This is a genomic window from uncultured Microbacterium sp. (assembly GCF_937927635.1).
GTDB lineage: Bacteria > Actinomycetota > Actinomycetes > Actinomycetales > Microbacteriaceae > Microbacterium.
Map to the genome: position 1 here is coordinate 35,964 of NZ_CALBRW010000028.1, position 17,785 is coordinate 53,748.

Annotated in this window: 17 protein-coding genes; 5 read left to right on the top strand and 12 right to left on the bottom strand. The window is 67.3% G+C overall.

The genetic code is table 11. From position 1 onward, the window contains the following. Nucleotide 1 precedes the first annotated feature (1 nt). The 4 genes from brxC to Q0568_RS13610 are packed head-to-tail and all read right to left on the bottom strand — an operon-like array spanning nt 2 to nt 4,759. Entirely contained in the window at nt 2-3,106 is a 3,105-nt protein-coding gene (gene brxC, locus Q0568_RS13595) for a BREX system P-loop protein BrxC (RefSeq protein WP_298862727.1), read from the bottom strand. Beyond that, entirely contained in the window at nt 3,103-3,459 is a 357-nt protein-coding gene (locus tag Q0568_RS13600) for a hypothetical protein (protein ID WP_298862730.1), read from the bottom strand. The genes brxC and Q0568_RS13600 overlap by 4 nt, the downstream gene beginning before the upstream one ends. Further along, nucleotides 3,456-4,013: a BREX protein BrxB domain-containing protein gene (locus Q0568_RS13605; protein WP_298862733.1), complete on the bottom strand. Its 558-nt coding sequence runs from the start codon at nt 4,011-4,013 to the stop codon at nt 3,456-3,458. Before Q0568_RS13605 ends, Q0568_RS13600 begins: the two co-directional genes overlap by 4 nt. Continuing rightward, complete coding sequence (locus tag Q0568_RS13610) at nt 4,010-4,759, bottom strand: hypothetical protein (protein ID WP_298862736.1); 750 nt, start codon at nt 4,757-4,759, stop codon at nt 4,010-4,012. Before Q0568_RS13610 ends, Q0568_RS13605 begins: the two co-directional genes overlap by 4 nt. A 141-nt stretch (nt 4,760-4,900) precedes the next feature. Between Q0568_RS13610 and Q0568_RS13615 the strand changes: the two genes are divergently transcribed. The 4 genes from Q0568_RS13615 (at nt 4,901) to Q0568_RS13630 (ending at nt 7,492) form a co-directional block, all read left to right on the top strand. Next, nucleotides 4,901-5,134, top strand: coding sequence for a helix-turn-helix transcriptional regulator (locus Q0568_RS13615; RefSeq protein WP_298862740.1), 234 nt, complete (start codon nt 4,901-4,903; stop codon nt 5,132-5,134). Nucleotides 5,135-5,190: 56 nt separating this feature from the next. After that, a complete protein-coding gene (locus Q0568_RS13620; protein ID WP_298862743.1) occupies nt 5,191-5,427 on the top strand; it encodes an AbrB/MazE/SpoVT family DNA-binding domain-containing protein in 237 nt (78 codons plus the stop codon). Then, nucleotides 5,420-5,830, top strand: a complete 411-nt coding sequence (locus Q0568_RS13625) for a type II toxin-antitoxin system VapC family toxin (RefSeq protein WP_298862746.1) — start codon at nt 5,420-5,422, stop codon at nt 5,828-5,830. Before Q0568_RS13620 ends, Q0568_RS13625 begins: the two co-directional genes overlap by 8 nt. A gap of 255 nt (nt 5,831-6,085) precedes the next feature. Continuing rightward, nucleotides 6,086-7,492 (top strand): dicarboxylate/amino acid:cation symporter, encoded by a 1,407-nt coding sequence (locus tag Q0568_RS13630; protein ID WP_298862749.1) that lies wholly within the window; start codon nt 6,086-6,088, stop codon nt 7,490-7,492. Nucleotides 7,493-7,546: 54 nt separating this feature from the next. On the opposite strand, the gene Q0568_RS13635 is transcribed toward Q0568_RS13630, so the two are convergent. From Q0568_RS13635 to Q0568_RS13665, 7 genes are all read right to left on the bottom strand, one after another. Next, on the bottom strand, nt 7,547-9,259 hold the full coding sequence (locus Q0568_RS13635; RefSeq protein ID WP_298862752.1) for a cation:proton antiporter: 1,713 nt from the start codon (nt 9,257-9,259) through the stop codon (nt 7,547-7,549). 128 nt (nt 9,260-9,387) lie between these two features. Continuing rightward, the gene (locus Q0568_RS13640; RefSeq protein ID WP_298862755.1) at nt 9,388-9,741 is read right to left on the bottom strand and encodes a HepT-like ribonuclease domain-containing protein; all 354 of its coding nucleotides are present in this window, start codon (nt 9,739-9,741) and stop codon (nt 9,388-9,390) included. Continuing rightward, nucleotides 9,738-10,226, bottom strand: coding sequence for a nucleotidyltransferase domain-containing protein (locus tag Q0568_RS13645; RefSeq protein WP_298862759.1), 489 nt, complete (start codon nt 10,224-10,226; stop codon nt 9,738-9,740). The genes Q0568_RS13640 and Q0568_RS13645 overlap by 4 nt, the downstream gene beginning before the upstream one ends. An 88-nt stretch (nt 10,227-10,314) precedes the next feature. Next, nucleotides 10,315-11,577, bottom strand: coding sequence for a sugar ABC transporter permease (locus tag Q0568_RS13650; protein ID WP_298862762.1), 1,263 nt, complete (start codon nt 11,575-11,577; stop codon nt 10,315-10,317). Then, nucleotides 11,574-12,392: an ATP-binding cassette domain-containing protein gene (locus tag Q0568_RS13655; protein WP_298862765.1), complete on the bottom strand. Its 819-nt coding sequence runs from the start codon at nt 12,390-12,392 to the stop codon at nt 11,574-11,576. The genes Q0568_RS13650 and Q0568_RS13655 overlap by 4 nt, the downstream gene beginning before the upstream one ends. Before the next feature lie 59 nt (nt 12,393-12,451). Then, nucleotides 12,452-13,564, bottom strand: coding sequence for a sugar ABC transporter substrate-binding protein (locus Q0568_RS13660; protein WP_298862767.1), 1,113 nt, complete (start codon nt 13,562-13,564; stop codon nt 12,452-12,454). A gap of 116 nt (nt 13,565-13,680) precedes the next feature. Beyond that, nucleotides 13,681-14,856 carry an ROK family transcriptional regulator gene (locus Q0568_RS13665; RefSeq protein ID WP_298862771.1) on the bottom strand — a complete coding sequence of 392 codons (1,176 nt, stop codon included), beginning with the start codon at nt 14,854-14,856 and terminating at the stop codon, nt 13,681-13,683. 83 nt (nt 14,857-14,939) lie between these two features. Between Q0568_RS13665 and Q0568_RS13670 the strand changes: the two genes are divergently transcribed. Continuing rightward, a complete protein-coding gene (locus Q0568_RS13670) occupies nt 14,940-16,043 on the top strand; it encodes an LLM class flavin-dependent oxidoreductase (RefSeq protein WP_298862773.1) in 1,104 nt (367 codons plus the stop codon). Between the two features lie 319 nt (nt 16,044-16,362). Here the strand turns inward: Q0568_RS13670 and Q0568_RS13675 are convergent, their stop codons facing one another. Further along, nucleotides 16,363-17,286 (bottom strand): hypothetical protein, encoded by a 924-nt coding sequence (locus Q0568_RS13675; protein WP_298862776.1) that lies wholly within the window; start codon nt 17,284-17,286, stop codon nt 16,363-16,365. Between the last annotated feature and the right edge of the window lie 499 nt (nt 17,287-17,785).

A 17,785-nucleotide genomic window follows, 5' to 3' on the forward strand; every position in this document is an offset into this window, starting at 1 on the left:
GTCAGCCTTTCACCACCACGGCGTCATTACCGCTATTCAGGGCGTCGAGAAGTTCTACCCGCAGTGCCTCGACGTATCGCTCTACTTCTTCGGCGCTTCTCAGGCTCGCCGCTGAAACGCGCACCGTTGTCACCTTGGCCACAGGTGTCGCGAACTGAATAGCGGCTTCCAGTGCCCGCGAAGCCCGCTGTGGGATGGCGTCGAGTTCAGCGGTCCATCCCTGGAGCGGCCGAGCCTGTGCCGCAGTCAGGACGGCAGTTGCATCTGCGAGGTTTGGCTCCACTTCGGTGCTGAGGTGATGCTCCATGAGGAGAGCCTCGCGCTGCGCATCGTCGAGAGCCGTCCATGCCGGCTGCTGTTCGAGGCCTGCTACGGCCGTTGCTCGGGCGTCGCGCAACGCCACTGCGGCTTCGTGGATCGCATCGCGGAGCGCCTCGGCAAGTTCCTTCACGATCGGGGCGACTGGATCGGCCTCGGTAAGGAGATCACGGCTCGCAGTCAGCACGCAGAGCCGCTCACGGGCTGCCGACGCGGGCTCCAGCCCCGCGGCCGAGGACGCAAGCGAACGCGCCAGTTCGAGCGAAGGCGTGCGACTCTTGAGCCTGCGTTCCAGGTCTCCGAGTTGGTCGCTGAAGCTCGTGAGGGCACTCTTTGCTGCCAGCAGGGCGTGCACGCGATCGTTTCCTGACGCGCTCACGATCACCTGGATGCTGCCTGGCACTGTGATGTCAGGGAGCGGAGCATGGCCGCTGACGCCTTTCGCGCGGTCGACGAGCGACTGGACGACCCGTTCGACGGCCGAGACGAGCCCGTCGTTGTCGGTTGGGAAGCCGAGGTTGCTCAGCACCTGTCGTGCCTGGATTCTCTCGGCGGGCTTGAGCACCGTGACCTCGCGGCGGAGTTGCACGTTGCCGAGGCGGGTCTGCTTGAGTACATCGGCCGTGGTCGCGTCGCTCCCGTTGAGCGTCGCACAGATCACTCCTGTGTCGAGGAGAACGCCGAGGGCGGCCATGAGCGCGTCGCGCGGCCAGCCGAGCGGTTTCGATGTCAGGGCCTTCTCGACCTCACTCGCGGACGTGCCCGCCGGGCCGACGTGGCCGAGAATCTCTTTGACAACAGGATGCTGCTCTGGGTCGGCATCGAACTGGAGCACCTTCAGCGCGTCAGCTGCCGACCCGTTCTTCACTCGGTCCCTAACCATCGACCACCGGTCGTCGTCAGCTTCGGAGAACCGCGGGAATAGGCGGGTCGCGGCGGACTGTGCGCCCGCCTCGATCCGCTCGCGCAGGCTGACGCCGCTCGGCGAAGTCCCGCCCCCGAGGAGTACGTTTGCCTTGGAGATTACGTCACGAACGTGGGCATTCACCTGGTCCGTCGCACGGTCGAGGCGGGTTTGCATCGCGCTTCGCGCCTGCTTCCCCTCGTCGTCCCGCGGGATTCCCTGTTGGTCGATCACTCGGTGCGCGGCGAGCTTGTTACGGACTGCCGCTACGAACGCGGGAGCCTGGAGTCGAGGAAGGTGGATGAGAACGATCGGCGAGTCAACTCCGAGGCTGCGCGCGTCCTCGTCGAACTGCTTCGCCGTGATGCCCTCGTCCCACTCGGAGCGCAACCACACCGAGATCGCATCGGACTCCGGCGGAAGCGAGGCGTCGGCGTGCAGCGCGAGCTTGCGGGATTCCTTGGCACGACCCTGCTGGATCGAAGCGGGTATCGACCGTCCGACCTCAGTGAGCAACAGCGAATCACGATCTGTGCTTACCTCGCTGTCCGTGACTTGAGCGTGGTGCCTGCGGAATGCCTCGTCCCACTCGCGGCCCGCCTTAGTTTGAAGGCGGAACTCCTCGCCATCCTGCTGAATGACGCCCTCTTCGGCGAGCGCTTCGAGCACCGCAGGCACCTGCTGCCGGAGCCGGTCCCCATCGTGGGCGAGGTCCTCGACGAGGAGGTCGACGAGATGGTCTGCCGTCGCGCGGACGCCGATGTCGCCATGACCCGATGTCGGGAGCAGACCGATGAGGTGGATGAGGCCGAGGATGCGGCCGCGCAAGGGGTCCTTCTGCCCCTGCTCGTGAATCAGCGTCTGCGTCTCCTTAAGAAGAAGGCCCGCGCCGTTGAGGTCTTCGTTCTTCTGCGAGTACAGGAAGTCGGCGCCGACCACAGTGCCCACCGGCTCGGGAGCGACATGGCGGTTCGCCTCGTGCACGATTCGAAGCTGGGAACGCAGCTGACCAGCGCGGCCGGCGTCGGCTTGGCGGAGCACGCTCTCCCAGAAACGACGGCGCAACGGAAGCAGCGGGTAGTCCTCGATGAGGTCCTTGTCGTCCGCCGCGGTGTGCTGAATCCTGCTGCCGATGAGCTGGCGGGAAATCTGCCCCGCAACTGACGCCAATGTGGTGTCAAGACCGGGCTTCTCGGCGAGTTCCTTGCTGAGGAGCACACGGCGGACAACGGCGTCGACGTCCTGGTTCTTGAGCACGACCTTGACGGTGAAACGGTCCTGAATCTTCTGAAGCGTCGAATCAGCAGTCAACTCTTGCTGGCCAGTGGCTACAAGCAGCACACGACCGTTCAGCTCGCGCGACACGGACTCGACGAGGTTCTGCACCTCCATCGCTCGGCCGCCATCGCCGCTGATGTACTGCTGCACCTCGTCGAGGACGATCAGCGACGGCGGAATCTGGCCACCGCCGACGTACTCAAGAATCTTCTTGAGCAGCGCGATCGTCTCGTCCGTGGAGAACGAACGGGTGCCCGGCGGAAACTGGCTGCGCAGCGCGGCGCGCACGTCCTTGGCCGTCGCGGCAAACTGCGGGTCGGCAACGAGGATCGCGTTCGCGAGCAGCGTGCTGAGGTTGTACTCGCCCAGCTCTTCGACGAGGTCGCCGCCGTTGGCCGCAACGTGATCACGAACGGCGTTGAGGTGCCCATTGCCCGCGAGCCACAGAGCAACCTGCGCGGGGGCGACGCGCGTGGGCAGTCCTGCCGCCCCGAGGACGATCGAAAGGAACACCGAGTTGAGGGTGTCGCCGCTGCGATCGAGTGCGCCTGCTGCCGCCCACGGTGCGGCGCCGTCACGTCGTCCGAGAGTTGTCAGCTCTGTCAACTGGTCCTGATGTCCTGGGGGATGCTCGTCAGACCGCGCGCGGTCGCACCGTTCGGAAACTTCGTATCGGCCCACAGATGCTGGAGGACGCGGACGAGGTGGGACTTGCCGCTGCCGTAGAAACCCGACACCCACACGGCAGGTTGCGTCGTCCGATTCCGGTGCCCGGTGTAGGAGTCAAGAATGCGTTGGAGGCCGTGCTCATACTCGCCCTCGCAGACGAAGCTCTCCAGCTCGTACTTGAGGACGTCCCACTGGTTGGAGTCCTCGGGACGGTCCACATTGGTTACGCCGTCATTCGGGATCTCGAAGCTGAGTGGAGGCCGGACGAAGAGGTCATTGTTGGTCGTCACGCGATGTCCTTCTGTGGATCGATGACACGAGCGCGGTAGTTGAACCCATCGCGTGCGTCGAGCAAGCGGAATGAATGAGTTTCCGGGTCATGAATCCCGGGGAAAAGGACGAGAAGGCGACCGGTGACCGCGGACTCGATGGACTTGATCACGCTCGATGCACGTAGGAACGGGAAGATCGAGCCGATGCCAACGAGTGCCACGACAGCGTTCTCAGGTGCCGCTTCGAGAGCCTGACGGATGCGCGCGACAAGTGTTGTCTCAAACTGATCCAGGATCGACGGAGTGAGGTCGCTTGGGTCCTCGTAGAACGCTTCCGCATGCCGGTGAGCAGACAGCCAAAGCCCGAAGTCGTCGCTGACGTCGAGTACAGCCCAGACGCGGCCGGCCTGGGCAGTCGCCAACTCGATGTCCGGTTGAGCGTGCCGCATCTGGCGTTCCAGGCCTGGTGGATAGACAAGCATCCAAACCCGTTCGCCACCCGAGACCTTGCTCTTCCAGGTCAGAGACAACTCAGCCTTGTAGGCATAGACGAGATCGGAGACGCGACTCATAGCGAGCCTTCCAGCATCGAGAAGCTCACATCCACGACATTCCCTGCCACAAGGAGGTCAAGGAGCCCCTGGGCGTGAGCTTGACGCAGCACTTCAAGCGGCCTTCCGGAAGGGAGGTCTAGGACGAGTGAGGACGGGCTCTCTAGGACACCCACTCCGCGGCCTCCGGAGAGGTGGCCGAGGTACGCCGCCAGCGCGATAGCAACTGGGCGACTCTCGACTGCGGCACGCACCTTGTTGGTGCGACCAATGAGGTGGCCGGTCTGCGTCCAACAAGCGGCCGTGTTCCGACCGGTCTTGTTCAGGGTCGAGTCAGACAGACTGTCGCCGATCTGCATCCGCACTGCTTCGGTCAGAGCGGCAGACGTCACCACTGCGCCGATCGGGGTTCGAACGACGGCGGCGTAGGAAGCACGAAGGATCTCATCACGTGTAACCGCAAAGACACCGGCCAGCAACGGCTGTGCGTCAACATCCACATCCCAAACCCGTCGCAAGGCAGCGAAGGACCGCCGCCGCGGGTCGAGAAGATACAGCTCGCGGAGATGTCGAAAGCTGCGCTGACGGCCTGCCAGCGTCGGGCGTGCCAACACGTTCTCGTCCACCACCGCAGAGCGGTATTCCTCCAACGACGCACCCGCGGGTACGACTCTGAGAAGCTCGACCAGGTGCGGAACCGCGATGGTGTGGCTTGCTGTGGTCCGCAACGCAGCAAGTGGCGAATCAATGTTCGATCCATCAACCATTTGCCACGTCGCTGCCTTTCAATCTCACCGAATAGGTACAAGTACCCGAGTTTGTTAACCCTGGCACAAGTCACGGACATTGCCGACGCTTGAGGGGTGCCCCGCGTCTCGTCTCCTGCTGCTGTTCGCATGGGAGAGCTGATGACCGCAGCACGGAAGCACCGCGGCATCACGCAGGACGAGCTGGCGGCGCGCACGCAGATCGACTCGTCGAACATCCGCGGCTACGAGAAGGGCCGCGCGATGATGAGCGTGCAGACGTTGGTCCGCGTCGCGGACGCGCTGAACGTGCATCCGGGAGAACTGCTCAACGAGGTGACCGTGGAGATGTTCATCACGTCGGCGACGGATGGGCGTCGGCGCAGCGGGTGGTGAACTCCGTTGTAATACGTGGTAGACGTATCATGGTGTTACATCCAGAAGGAGCCGCCATGAAGCTCAACAGCAAGGGACAGGTCACGATCCCGGCCGAACTGCGCCACCGTCACGGACTCGTCGAGGGCGACGAGATCGAGGTCGTCGAAGATGGCGCGACCCTTCGAATCGTCCACACGCAGTCCGACCTCAGCCCGGCAGAACGAGTGGTGGCCCGAATGCGCGGGCGCGCGACCAGCCAGACGCGCCGCATGAGCACCGACGAGATCATGGCGCTGCTCCGCGATGAGTGACAACGGCACTCTCGTCGACACGAATGTGCTTCTGGACGTCTTCGATGAGGATCCGCGCTGGGTCGAATGGTCGACGGAGCAACTCACAGCAGCGTTCGAACGCGGTCGAGTGCTGATCAATCCCATCGTGTATGCCGAGGTGTCCGTCGGGTTCGAGCGTGCAGAAGAACTCGATGACGCGCTGCCCGAACGGTACTTCCATCGAGAGCCGCTCTCCTACCCCGCGGGCTTCCTCGCCGGCAAGGCATTCGAACGCTACCGACGCAATGGTGGGACACGTCCGACTCCGATCGCGGACTTCTACATCGGTGCGCATGCGCTGGTTCACGGCTACACCCTGCTCACGCGCGACAGGAACCGCTACTCGACGTATTTCCCGAAGCTGCAGCTCGTCACGCCGTGACCTCACCCAGTGATGGGTGCTCCGGACGACGGGACAACGCTTCACTTCGGCTCGCTGAGATCGCTCAGTACTGGCGACAGGGTCAGCGACGCAGCTGCCCGCATCGGTCGCATTTCGTCTCGCTGCGCTCGCTCAATGAGCGGCGGTCCCCGGCATCCAGCCTGAAATGTGACGTCACGCGGTGACACATCTCGCCCGGGGCGCTGTGGAAGCTCCTAACGTTGGCGTGCCCCACTCCCTGAACATGGAGAACTGATGACCACCACCGCACGCGCTCCCAAGGCGCCCGACACCCGAGGACCGGTCCGCAAGCTGCTGACCTCGTTCGGGTTCCAGATCCTGGCCGCCCTCGTCCTCGGCATCGCCACAGGGCTCATCGGCGCTGCCGCCGGAGCCACCGGAGAGAACCACACGATCCTCTCCGACACCCTCGACCGCATCGGCAGCTCGTACGTCACCCTGCTGAAGGCTGCCGTCGTGCCGCTGATCTTCACGGCCATCGTCGCCAGCATCTCAAACCTGCGCCGCGTGCAGAACGCCGCCCGCCTGGCCGGTCAGACCCTCCTCTGGTTCGCGATCACCGCGTTCATCGCCGTGTCGATCGGCATCGTGCTGGGCCTGGTCATCCAGCCGGGCAGCAAGGCCGGCGCGGGCCTGAAGACCGGCGATCCGTACACCGTCGGCACCTGGTGGAACTTCCTGCTCGGACTCATCCCGCAGAACTTCCTGGGCCTTTCCGTCTCGACCTCCGCCGATGAGACCGGCGCGCTCACCTCCAACGTCGGATTCAACATCCTGCAGGTGATCGTCGTGGCCGCGGTCGTCGGCATCGCCGCCCTCAAGGCCGGCAAGAAAGCCGAGCCGTTCCTGGCCTTCACCGAGTCGCTGCTGAAGATCATCCAGCGCGTGCTGTGGTGGATCATCCGCATCGCCCCGATCGGCACCTTCGGCCTGATCGGCTCCGCCGTGATCAAGTACGGCTGGGACAAGCTCACCGCGCTGGCCTGGTTCGCCGGCGCCATCTACATCGGCCTGGCCCTGGTGATCTTCGTCGTCTACCCGATCCTCGTGAAGACCCACGGACTCTCCATCAAGCAGTACTTCTCCGGCGTGTGGCCGGCCGTGCAGCTGGGCTTCGTCAGCCGCTCCTCCATCGGCACCCTGCCGCTGACCGAGCGCGTCACCGAGCGCAACCTCGGCGTCCCCTCCGGCTACGCCTCGTTCGCCGTGCCGCTGGGCGCCACCACCAAGATGGACGGCTGCGCCGCCATCTACCCGGCCATCGCCGCGATCTTCGTCGCCCAGTTCTTCGAGATCACGCTGAGCCCGCTGCAGTACCTGCTGATCGTCATCGTCTCGGTGTTCGGCTCCGCCGCCACCGCAGGAACCACCGGCGCGATCGTCATGCTGACCCTCACGCTCTCGACCCTGGGCCTGCCCCTGGAAGGCGTCGGCCTGCTGCTGGCCATCGACCCGATCCTCGACATGGGCCGCACCGCCGTCAACGTCGCGGGCCAGGCGCTGGTCCCGACCATCGTGGCCAAGCGCGAGGGCATCCTCGACCTCGACCTGTACAACGCTCGCCGCAACGGCCTTCCGTTCGCGGAGGACATCGAAGAGGCGGATGACGTGGATGCCGGCGAGCCGGCCGCCACGCGCTGACCTTCTTCGCCGAAGCGCCCTGCCCTCACGAGGGGCGGGGCGCTCCGGGGGCTTCTACACCCGCGACTGGGGCCTCGTCGCGGCGCGGGTGTCGAGCGCGAGCTCCTCGGCATCCATCGCCGTGACCAGCTCGTGCATGACCTCCTCGCTGAGGTTGCCGGCATCGCGCTCGGTCAGCAGCAGCTGACGGCGCACCGACAGCCAGCCCTTCGACATGGTCATGAACTGCTCGTACGACGGCCGCGGCGTCAGGTCGATCTGGCTGGTCTCGGCATCCGTCTCCACCCGGATCAGCCGCTTCGCGAACGCGTCGAACGTCTTCAGCGACTCCTCGCCGTGCTGTGTCGCCCACTGCTTGCGCATGTCGCGCAGGTACGCCTTGCCCACCTCACGGCTGCGCACGCGCACGGCCGCCAGCTGCCTGGCATCCTGGGCGGCCTCCCGCCCGTCCACCACCCCGAGCGCCTTGATCAGCCACGGCAGCGTCAGCCCCTGCAGCAGCAGCGTTCCCACCGTCACGACGAACGCGACGACGACGATCGCATGCGACGCCTGGTCGCCGATCCGGGCGAGGTCGGCCGCGGCCAGCGCGGTCGCCAGTGTGACCACGCCGCGCATCCCGGCCCACGAGATCACCGCATTGTCGCGCCAGGACAGTTTCGTCTCGGCCAGTTGCTGCCTCAACTGCTCCTCGGTGAGCGGATGCCGGCCGCGGCGTTCCGCGATGGCCTCGGAGACGCCGGACTCCCGCATCCGCTGCCACCTGCGCAGCTTGAGACGCGTCCACCACTGCCCCCACACGCTCGCGGGGTAGACGAACAGGGGGCGCACGACCAGCACCACCAGCAGCACCACGATCGACAGCACGATCACGGGTCCAACCTCGCCGTCGGCCAGGTCGCCGATCACCCGCGGCAGCTGCAGGCCGATGTACGCGAACACGAACGACTCCAGCAGGAAGTCGGCGCTCAGCCACAGCGGCGCCTCCTGCTGCCTGGTCGTGTAGCTCGTGCGCGGGGCGTTGAACCCGACGAACAGCCCCATGGCCACCACCGAGATCACGCCGGAGCCGCCCAGCTGCTCGGCGATCGCGTACGCCCCGAACGGCGCCAGCAGCCCCACGGTTCCGTTGATCACGGCGTCGTCGCTGCGCATGCGCAGCTGGTGCATGCCCAGGCCGAACACCACGCCGATCAGCACACCCACGACCACCGCCAGCACGAACTGCCAGACCGTCGACCAGATGTGGAACGCCGCCGGCCCTGCGACGACCGCCGCCGCGAACACGCGGTACAGCGTCAGGGAAGTCGCGTCGTTGATCAGGCTCTCCCCCGACAGCACCGTCATGATGCGCCGAGGCAGCCCGAGCTTGCGGCCGATGGCGGCGGCCGACACGGCATCCGGCGGCGCGACGATCGCGCCCAGCAGCAGCGCGCCGAACACGCCGAGCTCCGGCAGCAGCAGGTAGGCGACCAGGCCGACGATCATCGTGGTGGCCACGACCAGGCCTATCCCGAGCCGGCGGATCTGCGGCATCGCGCGCGCGAAGCTGACGAACGAGACATCCAGCGCCGCCGAGTACAGCAGCGGCGGCAGCACGAGGTTCAGCAGCACGTGCCCGTCGATCGAGATGTTCGGCACGATCGGGATGAAGGATGCCGCGAGCGCGACCACCGTGACCAGCAGGGGCGCGGGCCAGCCCCGCCATCGTGCGACCGCCGCCACCGCGACGGCTCCGACGATGACGAAGAAGATGCTCGCGTCCATGAGAAGAGGCTAATGCGCGCACCCTTGCTGGACGTCGACAGCACGGGATCTCGGCGAGCGCACGGGAAATCCGCGCGAACGACCCGTGCGCTCGGCGAGGTACCGTGCTCTCGGCGACGAGGGCAGGGTCAGACCTCCGGATCAGCCTCTGCGTCGGCAGACATTCCAGACAAGGCCCTCAGCTTCGCCTCGACACCGGGAAGATCCTCCTCCACGGTCGCCCGCACAGTCTCGATGTCGACCCACGCATAACCGTGCGCAATGCGGTTGCGCATCCCCCAGATCACCGCCCATTCATCGCCGAAGAAGCCGTCCGTCAGATCCGGTGCGCCCCGATGGAGCGTCTCGATCATCGCCGCGATGCGCAGCGAAACGGCGTATGCGACGGTCTCGTCTTCCACCGACCCTCGGGCCAAGTGTCGGTGCACCGCTTCGAGATGCGAGAGTGCCTCGCGCACCAGTTCGTCGATGGTGCGACTCACAGTGGCACGGCCTCAGCAAGCACGCGGTCACGCAGATGCTCGGGGAGCGATCGTACGGGAACCACGTCGACAGACGCGTGGACCATCGCTGACAGTTCCTGCTCGAGGCGAGACAGCGTCCCGAGGCTGAGCACCTGCGGAGTGTCGACCAGTACGTCCAGATCCGATCCTTCCCGCTCCGACCGCGTGGCGACGCTGCCGAAGATCCTCGCGTTCGTGATGCCGTACCTCGCCAGTGCCGTGGACATCGCGCGACGCTCATCCCACACTCGAAGCGCCAACGGCCCCGGGGGCTTCTGCCGAAGCAGCCGCGAGACCTCGGGCTGGCTTCGACGCACGACCTGCGCGATCTCCCTCTGCGAGAGCCCCTCCGCAGCGGCTCGATGGACGGCATCCAGCAGCAGATCCCGAGCACGCCGCTGAAGGGCATCCGCCTCCACCGACTGCGCACGGATGCCCTCGAGAACTCCCCCGCCGATTGACATATAGCAAATGCTATCACCACCACCGGCATGCAGAAGCCCCGCCACACACCGAGACGGGTGTGGCGGGGCATCCCTCCGGGTCAGCAGGTCAGGCTTGACCGTGCTGCGCGCGGGACCTCCTCGAGAGCGAGTCGATGATCACGGCCAGCAGCAGCACCGCGCCGGTGACCATGAACCGCACGGACGAGTCGAGGCTCAGCAGCGTCAATCCGTTGTCGATGGACTGGATGACGAAGATGCCCAGCAGTGCCGACCAGGCCGATCCGCGCCCGCCGAACAGGCTGGTTCCGCCGATCACCGCGGCGGCGATGGCGACGAGGTTGGTCGTGCCGCCGCCGGTCGAGATGCTCGCCGCCGTCAGACGCGCCGCCAGCATCAGGCCGCCGAGAGTCGCCAGCACGGTGCCGACCATCAGCGCCGAGATGTAGATCCCCTTCACGTTGATGCCCGCGCGACGCGCGGCCTCCTCGTTGCCGCCGACCGCGTAGACCCAGCGCCCCCAGCGCGTGCGGGTCAGCAGCAGCGCCATGACGGCGACGAGCACGATGAACAGCAGGAACGACACCGCGACGCCGCGGTTGGTGGCCAGCCACGTGATCGCGGCTGCGGCCACGACGGCGATGACGACGGCCTTGATCACGATGAGCGACACCGGCCCGGTGGACAGCCCCGACTTCGCACGGCGACGGGCCTTCGACACGTCCGTGAAGACGATCGCCAGCACGACGAGCCCGGCGACCGTGTACGCGAGCCACGGCGGCAGGAACCACGTGGTCGCGAACTGCACGATCCACGAGTTGTACGGCAGGTTGATGGTGCCGGTGGGCCCCAGCACCCACAGCTGCAGGCCGAGGAAGCCCATGAGACCTGCCAGAGTCACCACGAAGGTGGGCACCCCGAACCGCGTGAACAGGAACCCGTAGACGTATCCGATCGCGGCGCCGACCAGCAGGGCGACCACGACCGCAGCCCAGATCGGCCATTGCCAGCTGATGAACGCCACGCCCAGGATCGCCGACGACAGGCCCGCCAGCGAGCCGATCGACAGGTCGATCTGCGCGACCAGCAGCACGACCACCACGCCGAGGGCGATCACGCCCAGCGCCGCGCACTGCAGCGTGAGGTCGACGAGGTTCGTCGCCGATAGGAACCGCGGGTTGAGGATCTGGAACACGACCCAGATGACGATCAGCCCCAGGAACACCGGCAGCGAGCCGAGATCCCCCGTGCGCACACGCGTGCCGAAGCCGCGCACCACGCCGCCCAGCCCCTCGCCGCGCATGACCCGCTCGTCCTGCAGATCGACGGCGATGGTCGTGGGCGCGGAGTTGTCCTTCGTGTGCTCGCTCATTCTGCGTCCTTCCCGGCCGAGTTGGCGGCACTGCGGCTGCTGACGGGGTTGTCGGTGGCGCCGGTGATCGCCGCGACGATGTCCTCGTAGGTGACATCGGCCGTGCGGAACACGCCGTTGTTGCGACCGAGCCGCAGCACCACCACGCGGTCGGCGACGGCCTGCACGTCGGCCATGTTGTGGCTGATCAGGATGACGCCGAGCCCGCGCTCGCGCAGCCGCTCGATGAGGTTCAGCACCTCCGCGGTCTGCGCGACGCCGAGCGCCGCGGTGGGCTCGTCGAGGATCACCACGCGGGGCTCGCCGATCAGCGAACGGGCGATGGCGACCGTCTGGCGCTGGCCGCCGGAGAGGGACGCCACCGCGATCCGCACCGAGGGGATCTTCGCCGAGAGCTGGCGCAGCAGGGTCCAGGCCTGCTCCTCCATGAGCTCCTCGTCGACGAGCACCCCGCCGCGCTCGCGACCCAGGAACAGGTTGGCCACCACGTCGAGGTTGTCGCAGAGCGCAAGGTCCTGGAAGACCGTGGCGATGCCGAGCTCGCGCGATGCGGTCGGGGACGGGATCGAGACCTGTGCGCCGTTGAAGGTGATCACACCGCTGTCGGCGGGGTGCACGCCGGCGAGGATCTTCACCAGCGTGGACTTGCCGGCGCCGTTGTCGCCGACCAGCGCGACGACCTCGCCGGGATAGACGTCGAGGTCGATGTCGGTCAGCGCCCGGACGGCGCCGAAGCCCTTCGAGATGCTTCGGATGGACAGCACGGGCTCACGCACCGCGTCGTGCTGCTCATCGAGATCGGATGCTAAAGCCACTGCGGCTCCCTTTCGCTGTGAGACCGCGGTGCCGGCCGGAGCCGGCACCGCGGGGTTGGTCACTTCAGGCCGTGCGCGGCGCACGCGTCGGCGTACGCTGCCGTGCAGATCTGGTCGATCGTGTACAGACCGTCCTTCACCACAGTGTCCTTGATGTTGTCGACGGTCACCGCGACCGGCTTCAGCAGGAACGACGGGATGGACGCGCCGCTGGCGGTGTCGGCCGTGGTGTCGGCCTTGGGCTTCTCGCCCTTGGCCAGGGCGACGGCCAGCTCGGCGGCCTGGTTGGCCTCGGGCAGGAACGCCTTGTAGACCGTCATGAACTGGTCGCCGGCGAGAATGCGCTGGATGCCGGCGAGCGAGGCATCCTGACCGGTGACGGGCGGCAGCGGAGTGATGCCGCCGGCCTTCAGGGCGGCGATCGCACCGCCGGCGGTGTCGTCATTGGCGTCGTACACGCCGGTGATCTTGTTGCCGAACTTGGTCACCTGGCCGGACACCCAGTCCTGAGCCTTCGGCGGCTCCCATCCGGGTGTGTCGAACTCGCTGAGCACCGTCAGGCCGGAGGCGTCGATGACGCTGTGCGCGCCCTTCTTGAACTGGGCGGCGTTCGGGTCGGTCGGCGAGCCGTTCACCATGATGATGCCGGAATCGGCGGGAAGGCCGAGCTTCTTCATCTGGTCGACCAGGGCCTGCGCCTGCAGCTCGCCGACCTTCTCGTTGTCGAACGAGACGTAGTAGGAGACGTCGGCGCTGTCGATCAGGCGGTCGTAGGAGATGACCGGCACGTTCTTGGCCTTGGCCTGGTTGACGACGGCCGCCGCAGCCTTGCCATCGAACGGGTCGAGGACCAGCACGTCGACGCCCTGCGTGAGCATCGACTCGGCCTGCTGCTGCTGCTTGGCGGCATCGCCGTCAGCGTTCGCGTAGAGCACCGTGCAGTCCGCGCACAGCTCCTTGACCTTCTTCTCGAAGTACGGCTTGTCCGCACTGGCGTAGCGCTCGGTGACGTTGTCGGGCAGGAGCAGGCCGATCGTGGCCGCGCCGTCCTTCGCGCTGGCGGCGGGCTGGTCACCGCCGGTCTGGGTGCCGTTGGAACACCCCGAGAGCATTCCGAGCGAGAGGGCGATCGTCGTCGTCGCGACGAGCGCCCGCATGGGTGTGATCTTCATCGAAAACCTCCGTTGCTGTGCCGACCACTGTGGCGACATCCTGAGCATGACAGCATTCACACTTTGACGTCAAGACTTGAACTCAAGGATTTGCACACATCGTGTCCGGACTGTGATCAGAGCACTGCGCCGCTCACATTCGTCTCGTCGATCGCGCGTACCACGGCACCCATCGCCGAGGCGCTCAGCCCCAGTTGGCCCTGCACCACGTCGGGCACCAGGTCGCCGCCCGCGAGCGTCGTGGCCTCCATCGCCTGGCGGATCGGCCCCAGCAGCAGCTCGCCGGCCCTGGCGAGGTCGCCGCCGACCACCACGCGCTCGGGATCGAAGAGGTTGCAGAGGTTGCCCGTGGCCACGCCGATGTGCTTGCCGGCCTCCGCCAGCGCACGCAGGCACGCCGGGTCGTTGCCCATCGCGCGCACCACGATGTCGCCGATCTTGGTGACCCCGCCCTCGTCGCGGAGCCGCTCGAGGATGGCGGGGCCGCCGGCCACCGCCTCCAGGCATCCGCGGTTGCCGCACCTGCACACCGGGCCGTCCTCGTCGATGACGGTGTGCCCCAGCTCGCCGGCCATGCCGTTGTGCCCGCGGAGCACCCGACCCTCCAGCAGCAGACCGGAGCCCACGCCGTCGCCGACGTCGAGGAACACCACGTTCTGCTGGCCGCGCGCCGCCCCCAGCCTGGACTCGGCGAGCGCGGCGAGGTTGGACGCGTTGTCGAGGAAGATCGGCTGCCGCAGCCGCCGGTGCACGACATCCACGATGTCCACGCCGGTCCAGCCCCGCAGCATCCCTCGGCCGGCCACGCGACCGGTGTCGCGATCGATGGGCGCCGACAGCGCGACGCCGACGCCGCGCAGCTCGTCGATACCGGATTCCAGACCCCCGAGGATGTCGGAGAGCAGCAGCGACGCGCGGTCCAGCTCGTTGTCGGCGCGGTGATCGCGCGCCAGCGGCATGTGGTTCTCGCCCAGCACGGTGCCGTTGACATCGGCCACCATCACGCGCAGATGACGGGCGGAGACGTGGATGCCGGCGACGAGGCCCACCGCCCGTGCGAACGACACGAGGGTGGCCCGCCGACCGCTGCGGGTGCTGGGTGTGGTGCGCAGCACGCCGGCCGCGGCGAGCTCCTTCACGATGTTGGAGACGGATGCAGGAGACAGGCCCGTCGCACCCGCCAGCTCCACCTGGGTGAGGCTGCCCTGCTTCTTGATCGCAGCCACCACACGACGCCGGTTGGCTTCACGCAATGAAGCCTGTGAGCCTGGAGGACGTCGTTGTGATGACACAAGGACACTGTACAGACGGACGGGTTCTGCGCATCCGCTCGTCGCTTGGAATGCGCTGTGCGCGTCGCGCGTTGGGCTGGATGATGTCTTCTCTCGCGCTGTCTGTCCTCGACCTCGTTCCCGTTCGCGCTGCCTCTTCCGGTGGTGATCCTGGAACCGGCGCTGCTTCTGAAACTGGCGTCGTGCAATCCAGCGGGCAGGCGGTGAACGCCTCGATGGCGCTCGCGCAGCGCGCGGATGAGCTCGGGTACCGGCGGTACTGGTTCGCCGAGCACCACAACATGCCGTCGGTGGCCTCCACCACTCCCCCGGTGCTGATCGCCGCGGCGGCCGCCCGCACCTCGCGCATCCGGGTGGGCTCGGGCGGGGTGATGCTGCCCAACCACGCCGCGCTGATCGTCGCCGAGCAGTTCGCCGCCCTGGAGGCGCTCGCTCCCGGGCGCATCGACCTGGGCATCGGACGCGCGCCCGGCAGCGACCCGGTGATCACGCAGCTGCTGCGGCAGTCCGGCACCTCCGGCGACGTGGAGCGCTTCCCGCAGCACGTGCACGACATCGGCCTGATGCTGCACGCCGAGGGCGCGACGCTGCAGTTCACCAGCGGCGGCGAGTACACCGTGCGGGCCACGCCCGCGGCATCCGGCTCTCCTGAGCTCTGGCTGCTGGGCTCCAGCGACTACTCGGCGCAGTTGGCGGCATCCCGTGGTCTGCCGTACGTGTTCGCGAACCACTTCTCGGGTCACGGGCTGGAGCGCGCGCTCGACCTGTACCGCTCGCAGTTCCAGCCGTCGGAGACGCTTTCGGAGCCCCGGACGTTCCTGACGGCGAACGTCGTGGCCGCCCCGACTGCCGAGGAGGCGTCGGCGCGGGCCCTGCCGCAGCTGCGCATGATGGCGCGGCTGCGCTCGAATCGGCCGCTCACCCCGCTGGAGACCGTCGAGCACGCTCAGGCGGGGCTGGCGGAGGCCGGTTCGGATGCTCCGGGCTCTGAGCAGGCTCTCATCGACGGCATGCGCGCGAACTGGTTCATCGGAACCGGTGACGACGTGCGCGCGCGGCTGGAGGCGTTCGCCGCCCAGCACGAGGTCGACGAGATCATGATCTCCCCGGTCGCCGGCGCCTTCGACTCCGAGCCCCTGGACACCGCCCCCGGCCGCATCCAGACCCTGGAGCTGCTCGCCCGCTGAGAGCACGCGCGTGCACTTTCGATCCACTCCGCGGTCTGGATCAAAAACCCACCCAGCACCGCGCTGCGCGGTGCGGAATCGATCCAGCCCGAGTCGGTGAGATGCACTTCTGATCCAGCCCGCACCGGCACCTGGTGGCAGCCCTCCGCAGCCCGCATTGGCACCTCGCCACAACGCGCGTGCACTTTCGATCCACTCCGCAACCTGGATCAAAAACCCACCGCGCACCGCGCTGCGGGGTGCGGATTCGATCCAGCCCAAGGCAGTGAGATGCACTTCTGATCCAGCCCGCACCAGCATGCGGGGCGGATGCCGTGCATCAGACCGTGCGTGAGGCGATCGCACGGCGGATGCGGGCGAGGAATGTCGCGGGAGCGTTCAGATCGGCCTGGGTGAGGCGGATGACGATCCAGCCGCGGTCCTCGAGCTCGCGCTGACGCTGGATGTCGCGCCGCCACTGCTCCTTGTCGGTGCGATGGCCGTCGCCCTCGTACTCGATGGCGATCCTCCACTGCGGATACGCCAGATCCACGCGGGCGATCAGACGGTCACCGTCATTCACCTCGAACTGCACGACCGGCTCAGGCAGATCGGCATCGACGATCGCCAGGCGAGTCTCGGTCTCCTTGGGCGACTCCACATGCGCCCGTGCCCTCGGCAGCGCCTCGCGGATGGTCGCGCTGCCCTTGAACCGATTCCACGAGCGAAGGCGCTCCTCGATCTCGGCGACGGTGCAGATCGGATGCTTGTCCACCAGCCCCGGATAGTTGTCGGCGTCGGTCAGCAGGGCATCCAGCAGGATCACGGCGTCGGCCACGCTCAGGTGCCCGGCAGAGCTGAACACCGCCGCGACAGGATCGACCACCGCGACCGATCCGACGGTCCAGGGCTGAGCCCGCGACGCCTGAAGATGGCGGCCGGCGACACCGGCGGTGCGCGGCGGACTCAGCTGCTGCGGCACGGCGATCTCCAGGTCCGCATCTGCATCCCATCCGCGAGGGCAGGGCATCCGCCACCAGCGCACCGCGCTGCGCCCGACCAGCACCTGCCCCGGGCGCATCCGCGGCGCATAGCTGCGCACCCGATCGTGGAACGTCTCCGGCTCCTTCAGAGAGCGGATGCCGTGGAACGGGCGCGCCAGGTCACGGGCATCCGCTCTGCCCCGACCGACGCCGGCGGACGCCGCCTGCCTGACGCTGAAGTGCCGGCCCAACTGCTCCGGGAGTGTGACTCTGTGTCGCATCCGCCCATGCTCGCCGACGCGCGCATCCCGTGATCCCCGGAAACCCAGCATCCGTGGACAACTCGTCGATCTGCCCGATTGTGCAGGAGGACTCGCACCCCGCATCCGCCCGCCTCATCCACCCGCCCCCACTCGCATCAGACTGGATCACAAACGCACCCGCCCGCATCGGACTGGATCACAAACGCACCCGCGCGCATCGGGCTGGATCACAAAAGCACCGCGCAGCGCGGAGGCGGCTGCAGTTTCGATCCAGGTTGCGGAGTGGATCACAAATGCACCGGGGACGAAGCGCGGAGTACGCGGGAGCACGAGAGCGCCTGAGCGCCGGAGCACGAGAGCGCCTGAGCACGGAAGCACGGGAGCACGGGAGCACGGGCGCACGGGCGCACGGGCGCACGGGGACGCGAGAGCGCGGGAGCGCGGGAGCGCGAGAGCGCGGGAGCACGGGAGCACGGGAGCACGGGAGCACGGGAGCACGGGAGCACGGGAGCACGGG